General features: G+C 46.7%; 21 protein-coding genes. 5 read left to right on the forward strand and 16 right to left on the reverse strand.

Features of this window, described 5'->3' with window-relative positions; all coding sequences use genetic code 11:
• Positions 1–18: 18 nt before the first annotated feature.
• Together ABEW34_RS07650 and ABEW34_RS07655 are read right to left on the reverse strand one after the other, a co-directional pair.
• Complete coding sequence (locus tag ABEW34_RS07650) at positions 19–528, reverse strand: hypothetical protein (RefSeq protein ID WP_430156690.1); 510 nt, start codon at positions 526–528, stop codon at positions 19–21.
• Between the two features lie 21 nt (positions 529–549).
• Complete coding sequence (locus ABEW34_RS07655; protein ID WP_430156693.1) at positions 550–822, reverse strand: hypothetical protein; 273 nt, start codon at positions 820–822, stop codon at positions 550–552.
• A gap of 390 nt (positions 823–1,212) precedes the next feature.
• Here ABEW34_RS07655 and ABEW34_RS07660 point away from each other — a divergent pair, with 390 nt between their 5' ends.
• Positions 1,213–1,575 (forward strand): helix-turn-helix domain-containing protein, encoded by a 363-nt coding sequence (locus ABEW34_RS07660; RefSeq protein ID WP_430156695.1) that lies wholly within the window; start codon positions 1,213–1,215, stop codon positions 1,573–1,575.
• On the opposite strand, the gene ABEW34_RS07665 is transcribed toward ABEW34_RS07660, so the two are convergent.
• The 3 genes from ABEW34_RS07665 to ABEW34_RS07675 form a co-directional block, all read right to left on the reverse strand.
• Positions 1,572–2,054: a hypothetical protein gene (locus tag ABEW34_RS07665; protein ID WP_430156698.1), complete on the reverse strand. Its 483-nt coding sequence runs from the start codon at positions 2,052–2,054 to the stop codon at positions 1,572–1,574. The genes ABEW34_RS07660 and ABEW34_RS07665 overlap by 4 nt on opposite strands.
• 240 nt (positions 2,055–2,294) lie before the next feature.
• Positions 2,295–2,603, reverse strand: coding sequence for a hypothetical protein (locus ABEW34_RS07670; protein WP_430156701.1), 309 nt, complete (start codon positions 2,601–2,603; stop codon positions 2,295–2,297).
• A 353-nt stretch (positions 2,604–2,956) separates the two neighbouring features.
• On the reverse strand, positions 2,957–3,313 hold the full coding sequence (locus tag ABEW34_RS07675; protein ID WP_430156704.1) for a hypothetical protein: 357 nt from the start codon (positions 3,311–3,313) through the stop codon (positions 2,957–2,959).
• A gap of 125 nt (positions 3,314–3,438) precedes the next feature.
• On the opposite strand from ABEW34_RS07675, the gene ABEW34_RS07680 reads away from it, so the two are divergent.
• Entirely contained in the window at positions 3,439–3,645 is a 207-nt protein-coding gene (locus tag ABEW34_RS07680) for a hypothetical protein (RefSeq protein WP_430156706.1), read from the forward strand.
• Between the two features lie 246 nt (positions 3,646–3,891).
• Here ABEW34_RS07680 and ABEW34_RS07685 read toward each other — a convergent pair whose 3' ends face one another.
• Positions 3,892–4,125, reverse strand: coding sequence for a hypothetical protein (locus ABEW34_RS07685; RefSeq protein WP_430156708.1), 234 nt, complete (start codon positions 4,123–4,125; stop codon positions 3,892–3,894).
• A gap of 180 nt (positions 4,126–4,305) precedes the next feature.
• On the opposite strand from ABEW34_RS07685, the gene ABEW34_RS07690 reads away from it, so the two are divergent.
• From ABEW34_RS07690 to ABEW34_RS07700, 3 genes are all read left to right on the forward strand, one after another.
• Complete coding sequence (locus tag ABEW34_RS07690; protein ID WP_430156711.1) at positions 4,306–4,539, forward strand: helix-turn-helix domain-containing protein; 234 nt, start codon at positions 4,306–4,308, stop codon at positions 4,537–4,539.
• Between the two features lie 192 nt (positions 4,540–4,731).
• Positions 4,732–5,655, forward strand: a complete 924-nt coding sequence (locus ABEW34_RS07695) for a tyrosine-type recombinase/integrase (protein WP_430156713.1) — start codon at positions 4,732–4,734, stop codon at positions 5,653–5,655.
• Entirely contained in the window at positions 5,656–6,639 is a 984-nt protein-coding gene (locus ABEW34_RS07700; RefSeq protein ID WP_430156716.1) for a tyrosine-type recombinase/integrase, read from the forward strand.
• A 236-nt stretch (positions 6,640–6,875) separates the two neighbouring features.
• Here ABEW34_RS07700 and ABEW34_RS07705 read toward each other — a convergent pair whose 3' ends face one another.
• From ABEW34_RS07705 to ABEW34_RS07750, 10 genes are all read right to left on the reverse strand, one after another.
• Positions 6,876–6,974: a putative holin-like toxin gene (locus ABEW34_RS07705; RefSeq protein ID WP_430156719.1), complete on the reverse strand. Its 99-nt coding sequence runs from the start codon at positions 6,972–6,974 to the stop codon at positions 6,876–6,878.
• A 139-nt stretch (positions 6,975–7,113) separates the two neighbouring features.
• On the reverse strand, positions 7,114–7,668 hold the full coding sequence (locus tag ABEW34_RS07710; protein WP_430156722.1) for a hypothetical protein: 555 nt from the start codon (positions 7,666–7,668) through the stop codon (positions 7,114–7,116).
• A 946-nt stretch (positions 7,669–8,614) separates the two neighbouring features.
• The gene (gene spo0A / locus ABEW34_RS07715) at positions 8,615–9,427 is read right to left on the reverse strand and encodes a sporulation transcription factor Spo0A (protein ID WP_056028967.1); all 813 of its coding nucleotides are present in this window, start codon (positions 9,425–9,427) and stop codon (positions 8,615–8,617) included.
• Between the two features lie 259 nt (positions 9,428–9,686).
• On the reverse strand, positions 9,687–11,018 hold the full coding sequence (gene spoIVB / locus ABEW34_RS07720; RefSeq protein ID WP_430156725.1) for a SpoIVB peptidase: 1,332 nt from the start codon (positions 11,016–11,018) through the stop codon (positions 9,687–9,689).
• A 122-nt stretch (positions 11,019–11,140) separates the two neighbouring features.
• Positions 11,141–12,853 (reverse strand): DNA repair protein RecN, encoded by a 1,713-nt coding sequence (gene recN, locus ABEW34_RS07725; protein WP_430156727.1) that lies wholly within the window; start codon positions 12,851–12,853, stop codon positions 11,141–11,143.
• 27 nt (positions 12,854–12,880) lie between these two features.
• Positions 12,881–13,333, reverse strand: a complete 453-nt coding sequence (ahrC, locus tag ABEW34_RS07730) for a transcriptional regulator AhrC/ArgR (protein WP_046231955.1) — start codon at positions 13,331–13,333, stop codon at positions 12,881–12,883.
• Positions 13,334–13,361: 28 nt separating this feature from the next.
• Entirely contained in the window at positions 13,362–13,814 is a 453-nt protein-coding gene (locus ABEW34_RS07735; RefSeq protein WP_430156729.1) for a hypothetical protein, read from the reverse strand.
• A gap of 191 nt (positions 13,815–14,005) precedes the next feature.
• Positions 14,006–14,836, reverse strand: coding sequence for a TlyA family RNA methyltransferase (locus ABEW34_RS07740; RefSeq protein WP_430156731.1), 831 nt, complete (start codon positions 14,834–14,836; stop codon positions 14,006–14,008).
• A 16-nt stretch (positions 14,837–14,852) separates the two neighbouring features.
• Positions 14,853–16,751: a 1-deoxy-D-xylulose-5-phosphate synthase gene (gene dxs, locus ABEW34_RS07745; RefSeq protein ID WP_430156734.1), complete on the reverse strand. Its 1,899-nt coding sequence runs from the start codon at positions 16,749–16,751 to the stop codon at positions 14,853–14,855.
• Positions 16,752–16,866: 115 nt separating this feature from the next.
• Positions 16,867–17,781, reverse strand: a complete 915-nt coding sequence (locus ABEW34_RS07750) for a polyprenyl synthetase family protein (RefSeq protein ID WP_430156737.1) — start codon at positions 17,779–17,781, stop codon at positions 16,867–16,869.
• Positions 17,782–17,784: the final 3 nt, after the last annotated feature.

Consider the following 17,784-nt stretch of genomic DNA (forward strand, 5'->3'; position numbering starts at 1 on the left):
TCGTTTTCGTTACTTCGATCATCGTACGGACGTTCCTTTCGCTTGAATTAAATGAACAACCGCAATCTCTACGATGCGCATACCGCGTCCATATCCGGTAAACTGAACTTTTGCGTATTTTGCGTTCCCTCTGTCTACAATCCCGCGAACTATTCCGGTATCACCGTTATACGGGTGGCTTCCGACGACTTCCGCTGGTTTTCCTACGATCAATGCGTCGCTGCTCGCCTTACGTCCAGTCCACGTCATCAGTCCGCACATAGCGATAGGCGGCGCGATAAACGGATTCAGTGCGACTCGGCGGAAGGCAGCGCGGTTAAGCTTCGTAATAGTCAGGGTCGGTAATTTTACGCGAGTTACCTGTTGTTTTTGAATAAGAACCGTGTCCCCTAGCGAGCAATGCATCTCCGTTAAGTGAACTGTGACTTCAACTGTTGCGAAGGTCGTTTCGACGGTCCACGCAGCTTCCTTACTTCCTTCGTTATAACGTTCCGCAGCGGCAGGCGTCATCCATACTTTAATTCCCATTTCGTCAGCTCCTTTCGATAATTAATTCGCGATGCTATTAAGAAATTCAATGCAAGATTGCTTCTCCTCTGCGCTGAGCCAGCGTGTACTTTCGATGTCTCTTACGTGACGTTTAATGTCGGATACGCTTCGAATCCAATCGTTGCCCCCGAGTCCGTTAGGATTGACAGACGATACGGAACCAATATCGATAACGTACTCCTTTCCGTAATTAGAGATGACTACTCGTCCTCCACCTACCGCAGATAGTTCGGCTATCTTAAATCCGTTATCGTCGGTTTGTATTGTCAGCATGTTTATTACCTCCTCGCGCAAGCAGGGCGGACATAGCCCTCATAAATTTTAACTACATACGAACCTGACCAATTAACAAACTTAACGCGCACGAATCCGTCTAGAACTTCGACGACTTCACCTTCAGAACCGTGCATCGTACTGTCTCCGTGTACTATGACTTGGTCGCCTTTTATCACTTAGTTACCTCCCCGCGTAAGCTCGCCAGCGTTTTAGTTTCGTTCAGACGCGAAAAGCCTCGCGCCTGTTCTTCGTTTACGTAATTACGTATATAAGTAATCCGGAACAACTTCATAATACCGCATCCATAAAATTACGTCAATACGTAATTGCGAAAATACGAAAAATACCTTATACTACGATTAACGACGATAAAAGGAGTAATGAATTATGAAAAAGAGTCTATTTTCTGCCGTAGGTAAAGAAGCAATCGAGCGTGCGTTACAGGAAGGGTCGCCAGAAGAGGCGGCGGAGTACGAGAATCAGCCTCTTGTTGCGGAACTGCGAATCGGAGCCTACATTAAAGCTCGTGGAATCAATCAAAAACAACTCGCAGCGATGACAGGGATACGTGAAGCAGCAATCAGCCAGCTTTGCAGAGGATTTGTAGACCGCTTAAATCTCGATCATATTGCACGAATTGGTACCGCTTTGAAAGTCGATAGCATTGCGGACTTATTACAGCTTGTGAAGTATTCGGAGAGCGACGCTGCAATGATGAAACCTCGTGGTTATCGCGAGGAAGGCGACTAAGCTGCGGCCGTCCGCGCCGTATACTCGATAAGCTCGTAAACTTTCGGATCAATAACGCCGCCTCCGATCGTAACTGCGCCGCTCTGACCTGGTACAAGCGTTGTTTGTATCAGGTTATCATCCTCTTCGTCAGCTTCCGCTACTAACCGCTTCTCCTCCGCTCGCCGTAACGTATTGCTGGCGGTCTGAGGCGAACTGACTCCGATTGCCTGCGCTATCTCTTTCAACGTTGCGCCTTCGTCACGTAACCGTACGGCGGTTTGCTCGCGGTCCGTTAGCGTCTCGGCTGCTGGCTTCGCGGGTTCGTACGTCTTACCGTCGCTGCCTTCGACTTTTCCAGTTGTTGCAGTTGCATCAAGTGGAATTACGCTCTCCTCGTCGACACTGCCGGAACTTGCCCAGCGCATTACCGTTGTCTCATGAACGCCGATCATTTCGCCAATCATGCGATAGCTCTTTCCGGCTTTCCGTAAACGCACCGCTGCTTCCTGCTTCTCTTTCTTCGTAATTTCGCGGTGGTGATTGAGGGTGAACGCTAGGTATTCGCCTTCCCTGCGTTAAATGCAGGGTATTCCCTCATTTAAAATGATAGAATTGGACGAAGCTGCCGTTTCGAAAATAATTTAAAAAATTTCGAAACCATGCGTACAAACGTTCGTATTAATATTAAAAGGAAGCGCCCGACACGGTTACAGCCGCAATCAGGCGCACTCCAAGGCTCACACAGCGGCAGCGAGCGGCCGATCTTGTTTAGACGTCATCCACTCGATTAGGTCCGGCAAATTGGCGGGCAAGTTAGAAAGCTCGTCGGCCGTATCGAGAATGACATCAAGTTCGCAGAGATAGCAGCAATATTCGTACATACCGACGCCTTCAGCGGAAGGCTTGACACGTACAAACGACAGAGCGTAACGCTCAATGATAGCGGCTATATCCGACGCAATCAGAAACCCATTTTCCACACAACGGTCATAGCCACCAGGTAAAGACGGTTCTACAAGGTAATTAATAATCTGGATTTGCTTCATACGCGTAACAGCTCCTTATAAAATAATTAACCGCTGCCTCATTCGACTATTGGCGTAGAAGAACGAGACGGCGGCTAGGTAAAACAGGCACGTTGGTGCGCACCTTTGAAACGACGAGCCGCCGAGTAGCCGAAATAGTTGGCGCTATTTCATTCAAGCTGCGGCGGCCGTAAACGAGGCCCGCATAGCGATCCGGTTGCAGCCGGTACGGACTTTAGAACAGCAGATACGTTGCCGCGTATCCTTCTCCGAGCAGTTAGCGCTACTCAGACGTTAGAGCGCCTGGATGGGCGGTTAAATTTACGGAATCATCAGAAACGACGATCCGCGACCATCGCGCCGATTAAGCAGCGCTAGGTTTCGGCCCCTGTCGTTGGAGCCTCATCAGGCGGTAACGGTATCCAATCGAGATCAATACCGATTTCTAATAGAACGGTTACTACGAACTCGAACGCGTCCATGCTGCGGAGAGCGGCGTACATAGCGGTTATTAACGCTCCAACATCGCCGCTAACTCCCTCCGTTAAGATGATGCCCACGTCACTGGCGTACGTCTCATATAAACGGCCTGGAACGGGGATAACGCGGTCGAGCCAGAGGTTACCGTCAGAAACGTACATTGCAATCGAAGGTGAAACGAGATAGGCGCGTTCTATTTTGACGGAACCGCCCTCGCTGTATGGTCCGTTAATTACGGTGATGGGCTTCATAGGCCGGCCCTCTCTTTCATCGCAGCTTTATACACCAGCAAGCGTTTGTAGCGGGAAGCTGGCGGTAGTACCGTCGAATGGCCGCGCATAAATGCGTGTCTTTGCGTCCCGTATGCGTTTTCTTTGTGAAGATAGTACGTCAGTCTTCGTGTAAACGACGGACGGAACTCGCGGAGTATGCGACCGTTGTTAATGAGGTCGTACAGCGCGCCACACTCAACGCAGCGAGCGTGAACGGAATCAGCATCGTGTTTCACATAACGGAATTGGACGGCATGGCGACACTCGTTACAGTAATCGGGACGCGTCCTCATCGGAACACCTTCAGATAACGGCGCTCGCCTTCGTGCATAACGAATAGGCCGGTATCGTCTATAAGGCGTCGCTTTCCCCGCAGCCAATGCGCAGGACCATGATAAACAGCGCGGATACTAAAGAGGTTTGTCATTACGGAAAGCACCTCCGGATAATAGCGAAGGCAATTTCAGCTGCGAGTTCAGCAATAATACGGATTACAAGGCGCGTTTTTCTGCGTCGAACTGGCGTCGGGATTTCGTTGATATTCGGATAAGCGAGAATCATATTGCAACGCCTCCTTTCTGCGGAATAAAACCGAGCTGTCGGAGCTGCGCGTCGGTTACGCGGACAGTGCCGATCGTTTTGAGCGGTGATATGCCGGTGATACGGAAGAAGTAGGCGGGCTGAGAAAGGAATGAAGCCGGAGATGAACGGTCAAGAATGGAAGCGAAGATAAGTCCGCCAGTGTGAAGTACGAAGCGTAGACGGTGCGTAGTTTGCGGTTGTTTAGACATACGGATAAAACCTCCCTGATTATAATTGAGCCTGACGAAACTATCTGATACAATATTCGTATTAGAAGTATACATAAGAACTTGTCAACTAGTTAACAAGATGACTAACTAACGAAAGTATATTACGTCGCCTATTAACTTGTCAACTAGTTGACTAAATTATATTTCGGAGGAATAACTGTGATACAATTTACACTGGATAGAGTAATGCGCGAACGACACTTATCGCATAAAGACATTGAAGAAAAAACAGGTATAAGCCGCAACACAATTAAAGCCCTCGCTGCAAATGCTAATACTCGTATTGATTTCCCAACATTGGACGCACTTTGTAGTAAGCTCGGACTGCTTCCGTCAGATTTAATCATATTCACTCCAAACGAAGAAAACGAAAAAGCAACAGAAAGTCACTAACATACGTTCGGCCTCAACCGCTCACAAAAACGAGCGGTTTTTTGCTGTTTTTAAACTGCGTCAATTTGCGTCAAGGCCGCGTTAAAGCTGCGTTATAAATGCGCGCATCTCTCGTTAATACAGTAACGCGTTAAAGTATTATGATGATTTGCCGATATATACAGAGAGGACAGTATATGAGGAGGCGGTTAAATGGGAGAGCTATCGTTAGAAGAGGCTATTCGATTGTTCCTACGCGATAGAAAGTATGCCAATTTAAGTAAGCATACGTTGGAGTTCTATTATCGCGAGTTTCTGAAGCTGCGTAATACTTTAGAGATACAACAGTTACCGACCGATCCGGCAGCGATAACGTATCGTGTCCTGAAGGAGAACGTTATCTTTTACCTCATGGAAGAAGAAGAGTTAAAGCCGACAACAATTAACTGCCTACTACGTGCCGTCCGTGCTTTGTTTAACTATCTCGTAAAGGAAGAGTTTTTACCGGAAAGCCCCTTCAAAAAAATATCGCTGGTTAAGGTTAAACGAACCATAGTTAACACTTTTACGAACGAGCAGCTCTTTGCCCTTTTCCGCCAGCCAAAGCTAAATACGTTCAGCGGCGTACGTGATTACACTATGATCTTACTTCTCCTAGAAACGGGCATACGTGTACGTGAACTATGCGAGATTACACTCGATGACATCGATTGGAGCGTCATGTCTATTAAGATAAACGGCAAAGGAGCCCGTGAGCGCTTCGTCTACTTCCAGGATAAAATGCGCCAGCAGTTAATCACGTACATTCATCGGCGTGGCGACGTTCCTCATCGCACCCTTTTCACTAAGCGCGGAAATCAAAAACCAATCGATCGGCGCGCCGTCCACGAACAAATACAAACCCACGGTAAAACAGCGGGAATAACAAACGTCCGCTGCTCGCCACACACAATGCGGCATACGTTCGCCCGACTCAGCGTTCAAAACAAAGCGAATTTGTTTGCGCTGCAATCTATTCTCGGTCACAGTACGATGGACCAAGTATTGACGTACGTTAATCTGTTCAGCAGCGAAGTACGAGACGCGCATAAGTCCTTTTCACCGGTGGAGAATATTAAAATAGGCGAGGTAACTTAGATGACTACTAACGGGGATATCTCGGAACTTACAACTTATAGCTTAAACGATGCGTTCATCGTTTTTTATAACGCAAAACAAGCGGAGGCACTACGTGGCCAGACGCTTAGAAATTACCGAAGTCACTGGGCGTACTTTTGCGACTGGCTACGCATTGAACATGCCAGTATACAGTACATTAACGAAATAACTTCCGTTTTACTGCGGCAATACATCAACTATATGCACAATAAGATTAAGTTTAGCGACATACCGCATAGACTCGTAAAAGGAAGTAAAATTTCTACGCACACCGTTATTTCGCGAATACAAACGATGAAAACGATGTTTATTTTCTGGACGAATGAACGCATGATTACAGTTAATCCGGTCAAAACGATCAAAAAACCGCGCGTCGACGTAGACGAACGGCAGACCTTTACGGATAATGATGTGCGGAAGCTTCTCGCAGCTCCGGATATTACAACCCACGCAGGCTTCCGCGATCGTACTGTAATGCTGCTTCTAGTGGACGGTGGATTCCGTATAAACGAGGCCCTACGAATCAATACCGATTTGATAGATCACGAAACCTGCTCCATATACTTACCGGCATCTATGAATAAGAATCGTAAGAGTCGTCGCGTCCCTATATCACCGGAGACGCTGGCCGAGATCGATAAGCTTATCGAAATAAACCGCGAACACTATGAGTCCGATTATCTTTTTATAGCAAAGAACGGCCTTCCCCTTAAGATTGATCATTTTCGTAAAAGACTGCGCGAGCATACCGCCAAGGCAGGCGTTGATCCTAAGCTATCGCGTCCGCACCAATTCCGCATTTACTTTTGTACGATGTATCTACTTAACGGCGGCGACATAATGACTCTCCAACGTATAGTCGCGCATGCTGACATTGAAACTACCCGAAGTTATTCGCGAGCCGACGATGAGCATATACGAAAACAGCATGCGAAATTCTCACCGCTAACGCGACTAAAGTAAGCGATCGAAAAGTTAACCTTACCCGTCAATGACTTGCGTATCCGGTTAGAAAAGTTAACTAAAACCATCCGTTCTGTTTACACAAGCGCTCTAAAGTATTATCATAAAGTGGATAGCGCACATAAAAGTTAACTTTAATCACTCGTAGGTAATAGCGGTAAGACATTTAGTAGTAAGCTAATATTTCAGGTAAAGCCCCCATCCGCCAAGATAACGGGGCTTTTTCCTATTTAAGATTAAACCGCCAGATCAATAATTGCTACGATTAGAGTAAGCAGAAATACGATGAACATTCCGAACTGAAGCATTAAATTAATTACATCGCCAGTCTTCAAATATACGTCCTTTCTTCTTACCGCTATTACCTACGATTGATTATATATAATAACTTTAAGTATAGCCAACAACATTTCACCGCGATGAATCTTTCTTGACTTTTAATTATTTTCATGATATGTAGTTCACTTTTGCGCACTAATCAATATCTCCGAATTGCGCTTCGTAACGTTTAAGGCGTTCGGCCATTCCCGCATCAGCTACAATACGCGGCGGCGCTGCGGCTAGACTTTCGACTGTATCGCGTAAAACTTCTTTCTCGTCTGCGAGTGCGGCGCGTTGCTGGTCGGCGGCTTCTAGCTTCGCGACCATTTCGCGGTACTCTTTCAGCGTCGTAATATCGCCAGCGAGAACGGCCGCTTTCGCCTGGCGCTTGGGGACGGTTGCTTCAGCGGAAGGAGCTGCGATTTCGTACGATAGTGATACGGGTAGGTCTTCTAGTAGCTCGCGTTGCGGACAATTTGTCCGAATCAGTTCGTATCTATCTATCAGGCGACGGGATTGCCTCGGCTGGAATCCGATACTCTCACACCATTTTTCGAAACAACCGTTACCGTGCTTCGATAATGCTTCTTGTGCTTCCTTCAACTCGCGGCCCAACTCCGTATACGCTTTGCCGACGATCTCACGCATATTGCGTTCCTTCGTTTTAAGGAAGGTCGCGATCGGCTCGTCTAGCTGTTCGTAATGCACACCTGTGTTCCGCCTCCTCCGTATTATATTTTCGTCAGGAATTTCCTGCAACTACCGCAATTAGCGATTTGCCTCAAGATGCGGAAATTAATTAATGACGCTAATAACCGGTTTTTATACGGCTTTCACCGTACTCGTTACGGTTATCTTCCTAGTGAGAAGGGATATTCCCAACTTTTTTCGGCACACATTATTTTAGCTAAGTTATCCACAACTCCGTTATGCTCGCGTTATCTTCTTAATTTGCTGATTCTTACATTATCGCATCCCGCGTTTACTCTCGCCCTTAAACGCAAGCCTACCGCACTGTTCGCGTATCCGATCGGCTAAGCGCTAAATAAAAAAAAAACAGCGGCCACCCCCCGTAAGGAATAACCGCTGTTTGGTGTTACTACGTTCTTTTGCTCAGTTTGTTAAGGTAACGCAATATCTCACCGATTCCCATTACTACAAACCCTAGCGCGAATATCGTAGTACCTGTTGGTATGCTCGAAAATAGCGCTATTAATACACCTGTTATAATAATGACTATACCTGCAACTCCGTATAAATTTATCGCAGATTTAGCTTCTGCGGACTCTATTTCCGAAGCGCTACGTTGCGCCCAGCTCGACGTAGTGTCTCCACTTTTAACTTCGTTCTTCGACTCCATCACGCAATCCCCCTGCGATTCCCTTTTTAGGTAATACGTATATTATCGGTTTATGTAACGGAAAAATGAAGAAAGCGACCGCACCACGGAATAAGCTCCGTAAGCGGTCGCCTTGATCGTCAGTAGATTAAATCCGTATTTTCGTGTAATATATGACTACGTTGACTATTCGGAACTGTGCGAGTTTATCGCAATGGTTACGAAATTGTTTATTGGAACGATTGCGCGGATTTGTTCACAAATTCACCGTGTCAGCAAACGTTTAAAGAGCGAAAAGCCAGTAACGACGCGGTTTTACGACACCTTATGCTCAATCCGCAGCTTATCAGCAACCATCGCGATAAATTCGCTATTGGTCGGCTTGGACTTGCTGATGTTGATCGTATAGCCGAACAGGTGGCTAATGCTGTCGATGTTGCCGCGCGTCCAAGCGACTTCAATAGCATGGCGAATCGCCCGTTCGACGCGGGATGGTGTCGTTTTGAATTTTTCCGCGATTGCTGGATATAACGTTTTTGTAATCGCACCCAAAATTTCGATATTGTTATACACCATTGTGATGGCTTCGCGCAAATACTGGTAGCCTTTAATATGAGCAGGCACACCAATTTCATGAATGATGCTTGTAATATTGGCATCCAGATTTTTGCCTTTAGCAAGCGGAACAACATTCGATTTCACTGTTGATGAGCTCGAATTGTAAGAAGATGATGCCGAGTACGAAGAGTTTCCGAACAACTGGCGAATCCGGTTAGCCAAAATATCCATATCAAATGGCTTAAGAATATAATAAGAAGCACCCAATTGAACTGCTTTTTGTGTAATGTTTTCTTGACCGAAGGCGGTCAACATAATGATTTTAGGCATTGGAGAGATGTTCATTTCCCGCAAACGCTCCAAAACGCCAAGTCCGTCTAAATGAGGCATAATAATATCAAGAATGAGTACATCCGGTATTTTACGGGATTCTTCCAAGTGCCTCAGCACTTCTTCACCGTTATACGCTACACCGCTTACATTCATATCACTTTGATCGGATATGTATTCCGATAACAAATTAGTAAATTCTCTGTTGTCATCTGCCAACAATACATCAATTTTTTGCAAGATATTATCCTCCCTCAAATGATAATCCATTTTTCACTCTGAACCTTCCCCTAGTTGTCTTGAATAACATTTTCGACACGCTGATATAAATTCCTTCTGTCGAAAATTATTTTTCTTTATTTTTTTTCGCAATACCGTTATACTGATTATTTATTTACAATTAGTGCTTCGTTTCGCTGAGTTTCGACAAAAGAAGGTGTCCATCAAAAGTAAAACAACCGCCTGCAGCGCATATGCTCACTGCCGCTGGCGGTTGTTATTATGCTGCTGTTTGACTGCCTTGCTGCAATGTAGATTTTAATAACACCCCTGCATCTTGAAGCATCCATTCGATGAAACATCCATAACCCGATGTAGGGTCATTTACGAACACATGGGTCACCGCACCAACCAGCTTGCCATTTTGAATGATCGGGCTGCCCGACATACCTTGTACAATGCCACCTGTTTTATCAAGCAGACGCTTGTCCGTTATTTTAATAACCATTCCTTTAGTTGCCGGACTGTTTTGCTTCATAACATGAGCAATTTCAATATCAAATTTCTCAACCTTTTGGCCGTTTACTACGGTATAAATTTGAGCGGGACCTTCAGCTACCTCTTCAGCAAAAGCAATCGGCAAAGCACTGCTGTTATAGCTGTGGGTAGGATTTTCATTCATTTTGCCAAAAATGCCAAATGGCGTGTTTCGTTCCACATTGCCTAGCACTTTGCTTTCCTTCACAAAATGGGCCCTTTTTTCGCCCGGCTCGCCATTTTGACTTTTGTTAATCGACGTTACGCTGGATTGTAGAATTTGGCCATCACCAACTTCTATAGCAGTCTGTGTGTCCATATCTGTAATGACATGTCCAAGCGCACCGTAAACGCCCTGATCAGGGGCATAAAACGTCAGAGTGCCTACACCAGCAGCGGAATCGCGTATATAAAGCCCTAGCCGCCACGTTCGATCCTCAGCATCATAAGAAGGATTCAAAACGGTTTTGCCTAAATGTCCGCCACGCTTATATACAATATCAAGCGCTTTCCTATTGTTGCCTGCATAATCAACGAGCTCTGCAACTTTCCTAACTTCGGAAACCTTTTGACCATTGATCTTGACGATCAAATCGCCCAAACGCAATCCTGCGAGCTCACCTGGAGATTGTTTGCTTCCATTCTGATTAGTCACTTGATGATGACCGACGACTAAAATTCCGGCTGACTTCACCTTGACCCCAATGGTTTGACCACCAGGAATGACCTTTAAATCAGGCACAACATTGACTTTCACCGTCTTGAAAGGAATTTTACCGAATAATTTCACTTTCATCCTCGTCTCGCCGCTTTGCTGCGAATGTAAGGATAGCGGTTCGTTCAAATTGACTGATAAAGACCGGGTCGATGAGCCATTCACTTGAAGCATACGCGGGTCCACCGTAACTTGAGCATGAACAGGAACTCCATATTGTAATCGTTTCGATTGGCCTGTGAACAAACGCAGTTCATTCGGGATTGAGGCTAAGTGCTGAAACGGTGTGGAGAATCCTACCATGCAAATCAAAATCACGAGAACCAGACCGAACCATCTCTTCCTCTTGCTGGAGTTCAATGATTTCACGCTCCCTGTAATTCCATCGCATGACGAAAAGGATTAATCGCCATTGGCGTACCTTTAAGTTACCCCGCCCCCACCGTTTTATGACCACAAAAAACTTCCCTTAATGTCCTCCATTAGGCTCCTTTCTGCCGCAATGCCAAATCAAGCATTTCTTGTGCATGATGTCTCGTTTTCTCGGTCACTTCAACGCCGCCCAGCATGCGTGCCAGCTCCTCTATCCGGGTATTGCTCATAATTTCTTTAATGGAGGTCGCTGTACGCTGATTAACGACTTGCTTGCGGATTTCATAATGGTGATCGGCCATACAAGCTACTTGCGGTAAATGAGTAATCGAGAAAATTTGGCAGCGACGCGATAGTTGGGAAAGCTTCTCCGCAATCGATTGAGCTGCACGTCCGCTAACACCTGTATCCACCTCGTCAAATACGAGCACTGGAATTTGGTCATGCTCAGCAAATATCGCTTTCAGAGCCAGCATAACGCGTGACATCTCACCGCCTGATGCAATTTTATTCAATGGCTTAAGCGGCTCTCCAGGGTTCGGAGCCAGCATAAATACCGCTTCGTCACAGCCATTGCTATTAAGCATAACAGCGGCTTCCTTTTGATCGTGCTGCTTGATTCTGTCCATTTGCACAGAAAAAATGGTGTTAGGCATTTGCAGTTGACGCAGCTCACGCTCAATGGACTCGGCCAATCGTGTTGAAGCATGATTGCGCAGCTTCGAAAGCTCCTCAGCAAGTTCAAGTGCTGACTTATACAACGTTGCTTCGCTATTACGCAGCTTTTCTAAATAGTCATCGCGGTTTTCGATCTTGTCGCGTTCCACGACGATGCTTTTATAATAAATGAGAATATCCTCAATGCTCTCGCCATATTTGCGCTTCAAACCATGAATGAGGTCGAGACGATCTTCGATAGTCGCAAGCTGCTCCGGGTCTGATTCAATGGTATCTCTGTAATCCCTAAGTTGAAAAGCGGCATCCTCAGCTTGATAATATGCCGATTGAAGCTGTTCAAGCATCGGCCCGACAATAGTGGGATCATACGTCTGTATATCGGAAAGCTTAATAATCGCTTTGTTTAAAGCATCCAAGCCAGCATCCCCATACAGCAAAGAATATGCTTCGGTTACATTGTCCATCCGTTTGCTGGCGAATTGAAGCTTGCGTTTCTCTTCAGCCAAGCTTTCATCCTCTCCAACCTTAAGCTGGGCATTTGAAATTTCTTCGATTTGAAAACGGTACAAGTCCAGCATTTGCACATTATGACGTGCTGAATCTTCAAGCTCACGCAGTGCCGCTCTTGCCTGCTGCAGCTCTTTATATACCGATTTATAAGTCTGCTTGCGCTCAATAAGCAGGTCACCTGCAAACATGTCAAGCCATTCCAAATGCCGCTCTGTGCGCAGTAAAGACTGATGCTCATGCTGACCATGAATATTTACTAAGCATTCTCCAATTTCACGAAGCATCGTCATAGTTACAAGCTGTCCATTCACTCGGCTGCTGCTTTTGCCTTGGGAAGTGAGCTCACGACGAATGACGAGCATCTCGTCATGTGATGCCTCTACTCCTAGTCTCTCCAGCACATGCCAAACAGGATGCATCCGCGGCAAATCAAACATCGCATCCATTTCCGCCTTCTGGCAGCCATACCTGACCATATCTGCGGAGCCCCGTCCTCCAACAATTAAGCTAAGCGCGTCAATAATGATGGATTTACCCGCTCCCGTCTCCCCCGTCAAAACATGAAAGCCATGGTGGAACGAAACCGTCACCTGCTCAACTACAGCTAAATTTCGAATGGACAGCTCTCGCAACATAAACTGATGCCTCCTAAAATTGGTGTGTTAGTTCAACAGCTCCAGCAACCTTTCTACAACCTCATTGCTTTGAGCTTTCGTGCGGCAAATAATCAGAATTGTATCATCTCCGCAAATGGTTCCCATTACTTCCTGCCATTCCATATTGTCCAGCAGCGCGCAGATCGTATTGGCTGTACCCGGCAAACACTTCATTACGACAAGATTATCTGTGAAATCGATATTCACGAAGTGATCGAGCAGTGCCCGTTTGAGCTTGTGAATCGGATTGATTCGTTGTTTCTCCTGCGGCAACGAATATCTGTATCGGCCATCCTCTGCTGGAACTTTAATGAGCATAAGCTCCTTAATATCACGTGATACTGTAGCTTGCGTTACCTGCAATCCGGTATTACGGAGCGCTTCAACTAGTTCCTCCTGCGTCTCCACAACCTGATTCGTAATAATTTCCTTGATTTTAAATTGACGTATCCCTTTCATAAATAAAGCGCCTCCCAAACATGCTATTCTATAACTGAAAAACAACTTTTCTAATGGAGCGTTCCTTCACATTAATAAACAGGATGCCCTGGCATTTCGGCAGCAACAACGCGTATACAAGCAGCCTGTCTCTTATTCCACTTCCCGTCCAATCCATCGGCATACGATCCCTTGCAGTCTTCACGACGTATAACTCTCCGTCAAGTTCTGCAATATAATCAATATACAAACGGCTGTCCAGTTCTTGGCCATCCAGATCAATCTGAATGGGAATTCGGTGTTTGCCTGAAACGACATGATAACCACTCTGCTCAAGAAACAAAATGTTCTCATCATTCGGATCAAGCGGGACACCTTTACCAAGCTTCAAGCGGTTGAAGGAGGCTGGTTCATGCAGCCAGCGATGAAACAATCGAAACAACCACAGGATTAACAAGGCTGAGGCAACTAGCATAATTAACCAGTCACCGTATTTGTCCATATGCAACCCTCCATCCAAAACATCCATATATGTAATGGTTCGTGATGGGGGGTGCATATTCCTGTCAATGTTTATAAAGCGAACGCATGTTTGGTTGAGTCCAGTGTATCAAAAAAGACCCAACTCTGTAAAGCAAAAAATAGGGGAACGCCTGATCGCCTTAGCGATGCAGGCATTCCCCTCGCAGCTTGCTACTGTTTTTCAGCGGAAAAGGTGCCGCTCGCCTGCTTGACGAGCTCCATAATTGCCGCATCATCCGGAACCTGCTGATTAGGCTGGTTATCCCAAATCCAGTAAGCCAAAAATTCAATATTGCCTTCTCCACCTGTAATAGGAGAGAAGGAAAGATCACGCAGCGTATACCCCATCTCAGCGGCAGCCTGTGTTACATTGAGCAACACCTCTGCATGCACCTTCGAATCCCTTATAACACCTGATTTCCCTACTTTATCGCGTCCTGCCTCAAATTGCGGCTTGATCAACGCCATCACGCCTGAGCCCGGATCAATCAATCCTGCTAATGCAGGCAAAATGAGCTTCAATGAGATGAACGAAACATCAATCGTAGCAAAAGTTGGCTTGGGACCGAGCAGCTCCTCAGGCTTCATATAACGGAAGTTAACGCGCTCCATGACGTTCACGCGTGGATCTTGGCGAAGCGACCAATCCAGCTGATTATAGCCGACGTCAATGGCATAGACGTATTCTGCTCCATTTTGCAAAGCGCAATCTGTAAATCCGCCTGTCGAAGCACCGATGTCCAGCATGGTGCGTCCAACGAGATCCAGCTCAAAAGCGCGAATTGCCTTCTCCAGCTTTAAGCCCCCACGGCTGACATAGGCATGAATAGCCCCTTTTACTTTAATATCTGCCGTGCGAGGAACTTTCATACCACTCTTGTCGATCGGTTCGTTATCCACCAGAACAAGGCCTGCCATTAGCGCTTTCTTCGCCTTCTCCCTGCTTTCATAAAAACCGCGCTCGACGAGCAGCACATCTATTCGTTCTTTAGGTGTCGTCATTCTTCTACCTAGCCTTCTAATGCTGTCCGGTTACGCGCATTTTGCTGCGAGGATGCATGTTTTTAAGCTCAGCCGCTACCCGTTCGCCCGTCAGGCCAACTTCAGCGCGCTGTTCTTTAATGGAACCATGTTCAATAAACTGGTCCGGAATACCAACGATACGAATCGGCAAGCCATAAATGCCGCGCAGCGAATAAAATTCAAGAATCGCACTGCCCAAGCCGCCTAGCTCCGCTCCTTCTTCCAGCACGATCATGTTTTTACCTTCATTAGCAAGTGAAAGAAGCATTTTCTCATCCATCGGCTTAATAAAACGGGCGTTTACTATGCGGACATTCATGCCGTCACGCTTCAACAGCTCCGCTGCTTCTTCAGCCACTTGTAGCATCGGGCCAATGGCTATAATAACAGCTGAATCGCCTTCGCGAACCGTTTCCCATGATCCTATAGGCAGCGGCAGCAGTTCAGCATCAATCGTTACGCCAAGCCCATTGATCCGCGGATAACGGACTGCAATCGGACCATCATTATAATCAACCGCCGTCTTCATCATCCGGCGAAGCTCATTTTCATCCTTAGGCATCATTAAGACCAGATTCGGCACATGGCGCAGAAATGGAATATCATACACGCCATGATGGGTTTCTCCATCGGGACCTACAAAGCCTGCACGGTCGATAGCAAAAATAACATTCAGATTCTGGCGGCAAATATCATGCACAACCTGATCATAGGCTCTTTGCAAGAAGGTAGAATAAACAGCAAATACCGGCTTCATTCCTTCGATCGCAAGTGCCGCAGACATCGTCGCTGCATGCTGCTCGGCGATACCGACGTCAATCATGCGGCCTGGAAAACGCGCTGCGAATTCCATTAACCCCGATCCACCCGGCATAGCAGGTGTAACCGCAACGATACGCTTATCCTTCTCTGCGAGTTCAATAAGCACATCGCCAAATACTTGCGTATACATAGGCGAGCCAACGGCCTTAACGACCTGACCCGATTCGATTTTGTAGGGGGAGATGCCATGCCATTTATGGGAATCTGCTTCAGCAGGAGAGTAGCCTTTCCCCTTCACCGTCACGACATGCACAAGAACAGGACCCGGAACTGAATCAGCCTGACGAAAAATATCAAGCAGCTGCTCCATATCATGCCCGTCAACCGGTCCTAAATAAGTGAGACCGAATTGTTCAAAAAGAATGCCTGTTACGAGCAAATATTTCAGGCTGTCTTTAAACTTTTCTGCCGTCTTGGCCAGCTTGCCGCCGACAGCAGGAATTTTGTTCAAGAAATGCTGCAGCTCTTCCTTCGCTTTCTGGTAATGGCGGTCTGAGCGGATTTTGCCCAAATATTGATGCATCGCGCCGACATTCGGCGCAATGGACATTTCATTGTCGTTCAGCACGACAATCATTTTCTTCTTTTCATGGCCGATATGATTAAGCGCCTCGAAGGCCATCCCACCAGTCAATGCTCCGTCGCCAATGACGGCTACGACACGATTGTCTTCGCCTTTAAAATCTCGCGCCATCGCCATGCCGATTGCTGCAGACAGCGATGTGCTGCTATGTCCGGCTTCCCAAACATCGTGCTCGCTTTCGTCGCGTTTCACAAATCCGCACATGCCTTTATATTGACGCAGCGAATCGAAGCGATCCATGCGCCCTGTTAAAATTTTATGCACATAAGATTGATGGCCTACATCAAATACAAATTTGTCATTCGGGCTGTCAAATAAATAATGCAGAACGAGCGTTAGCTCCACAACTCCCAGATTGGAAGCAAGGTGACCACCCGTAACGGAAAGCTTCTCAATGAGAAACTGGCGCACTTCGCTTGCAAGCTGCTCCAGCTCTTTCTTGGATAACCCTTTTAAATCCTGAGGCCCGTTTATATGTTCAAGCAGCACAGTACTTCCTCGCTTTCGCGAACAGCAGCCTTCACTGTTCAATAGACGTCAAAATATTTAAACTATTATAACATAGGCATTGTTTTTTTCCCAATCCTCAAGGCATTAGAGTGAATTAATGATCCCTCTGCACCAGATAATCGGCGATTTGCAGCAGTCTGTCCGGTGCTGCAAGTCCTGCATCAAGCACTGCTGACTTCGCGTCCTGCGTCAAACGCTCTACTTGAGCCTTGCTCTCGTCAAGCCCCATCAGATAGGGATAGGTTACTTTTTGTTGCTCGACATCGCTATTCGTCTTTTTGCCAAGCTTGCTCTCATCGCCAATCAAATCTAGAATGTCATCTTGAATTTGAAAAGCCAGCCCGATATTGCGACCATATTGCTCAAGCAGCTTGATTTGTTCTTCTGTAGCACCGCCAATACGTGCGCCAGCCGTAACAGAGAACACAACCAGATCTCCGGTTTTGTGCAAATGAATATATTCTAGCTCTGCAAGCGACGTGATGCCCTGCTCACCCAGCATATCTGCTACTTGCCCGCCTACCATGCCTCTGGCTCCGGCAAGCATAGCCAAATCTTCCACGATATCGAGTGCGACCTGTGCACTGACACCGCCAGCTTTAGCTGCTTTAGGAATTAAATGAAACGCATGGGTCAGCAGCGCGTCACCAGCCAAAATCGCCATCGCCTCTCCGTACACCTTATGATTCGTGAGCTTGCCGCGGCGATAATCATCATCATCCATCGCTGGCAAATCATCATGGATTAAGGAATACGTATGTATGCATTCAATCGCGCAAGCTACAGGCAAAGCTTTGCTCACCGTATCTTCATTACCGGTAATAGCCTCAGCTACTGCAAGCACAAGAGCGGGCCGCAAGCGTTTTCCACCTGCTTCCAGGGAATACATCATGGATTCACGGAGCTTATCCGGAACCTGCCACTGCGAAGGCAGCACTTCGGTCAGTGCCTGCTCTACGATGGCGGCGCATTGCGCCAAATAGGATTTTACCAAAACCGTGTCGCTCAAGCG

Origin of the sequence: Paenibacillus algorifonticola (assembly GCF_050481745.1) — a bacterium.
Classification (GTDB): Bacteria; Bacillota; Bacilli; order Paenibacillales; family Paenibacillaceae; genus Pristimantibacillus; species Pristimantibacillus algorifonticola_A.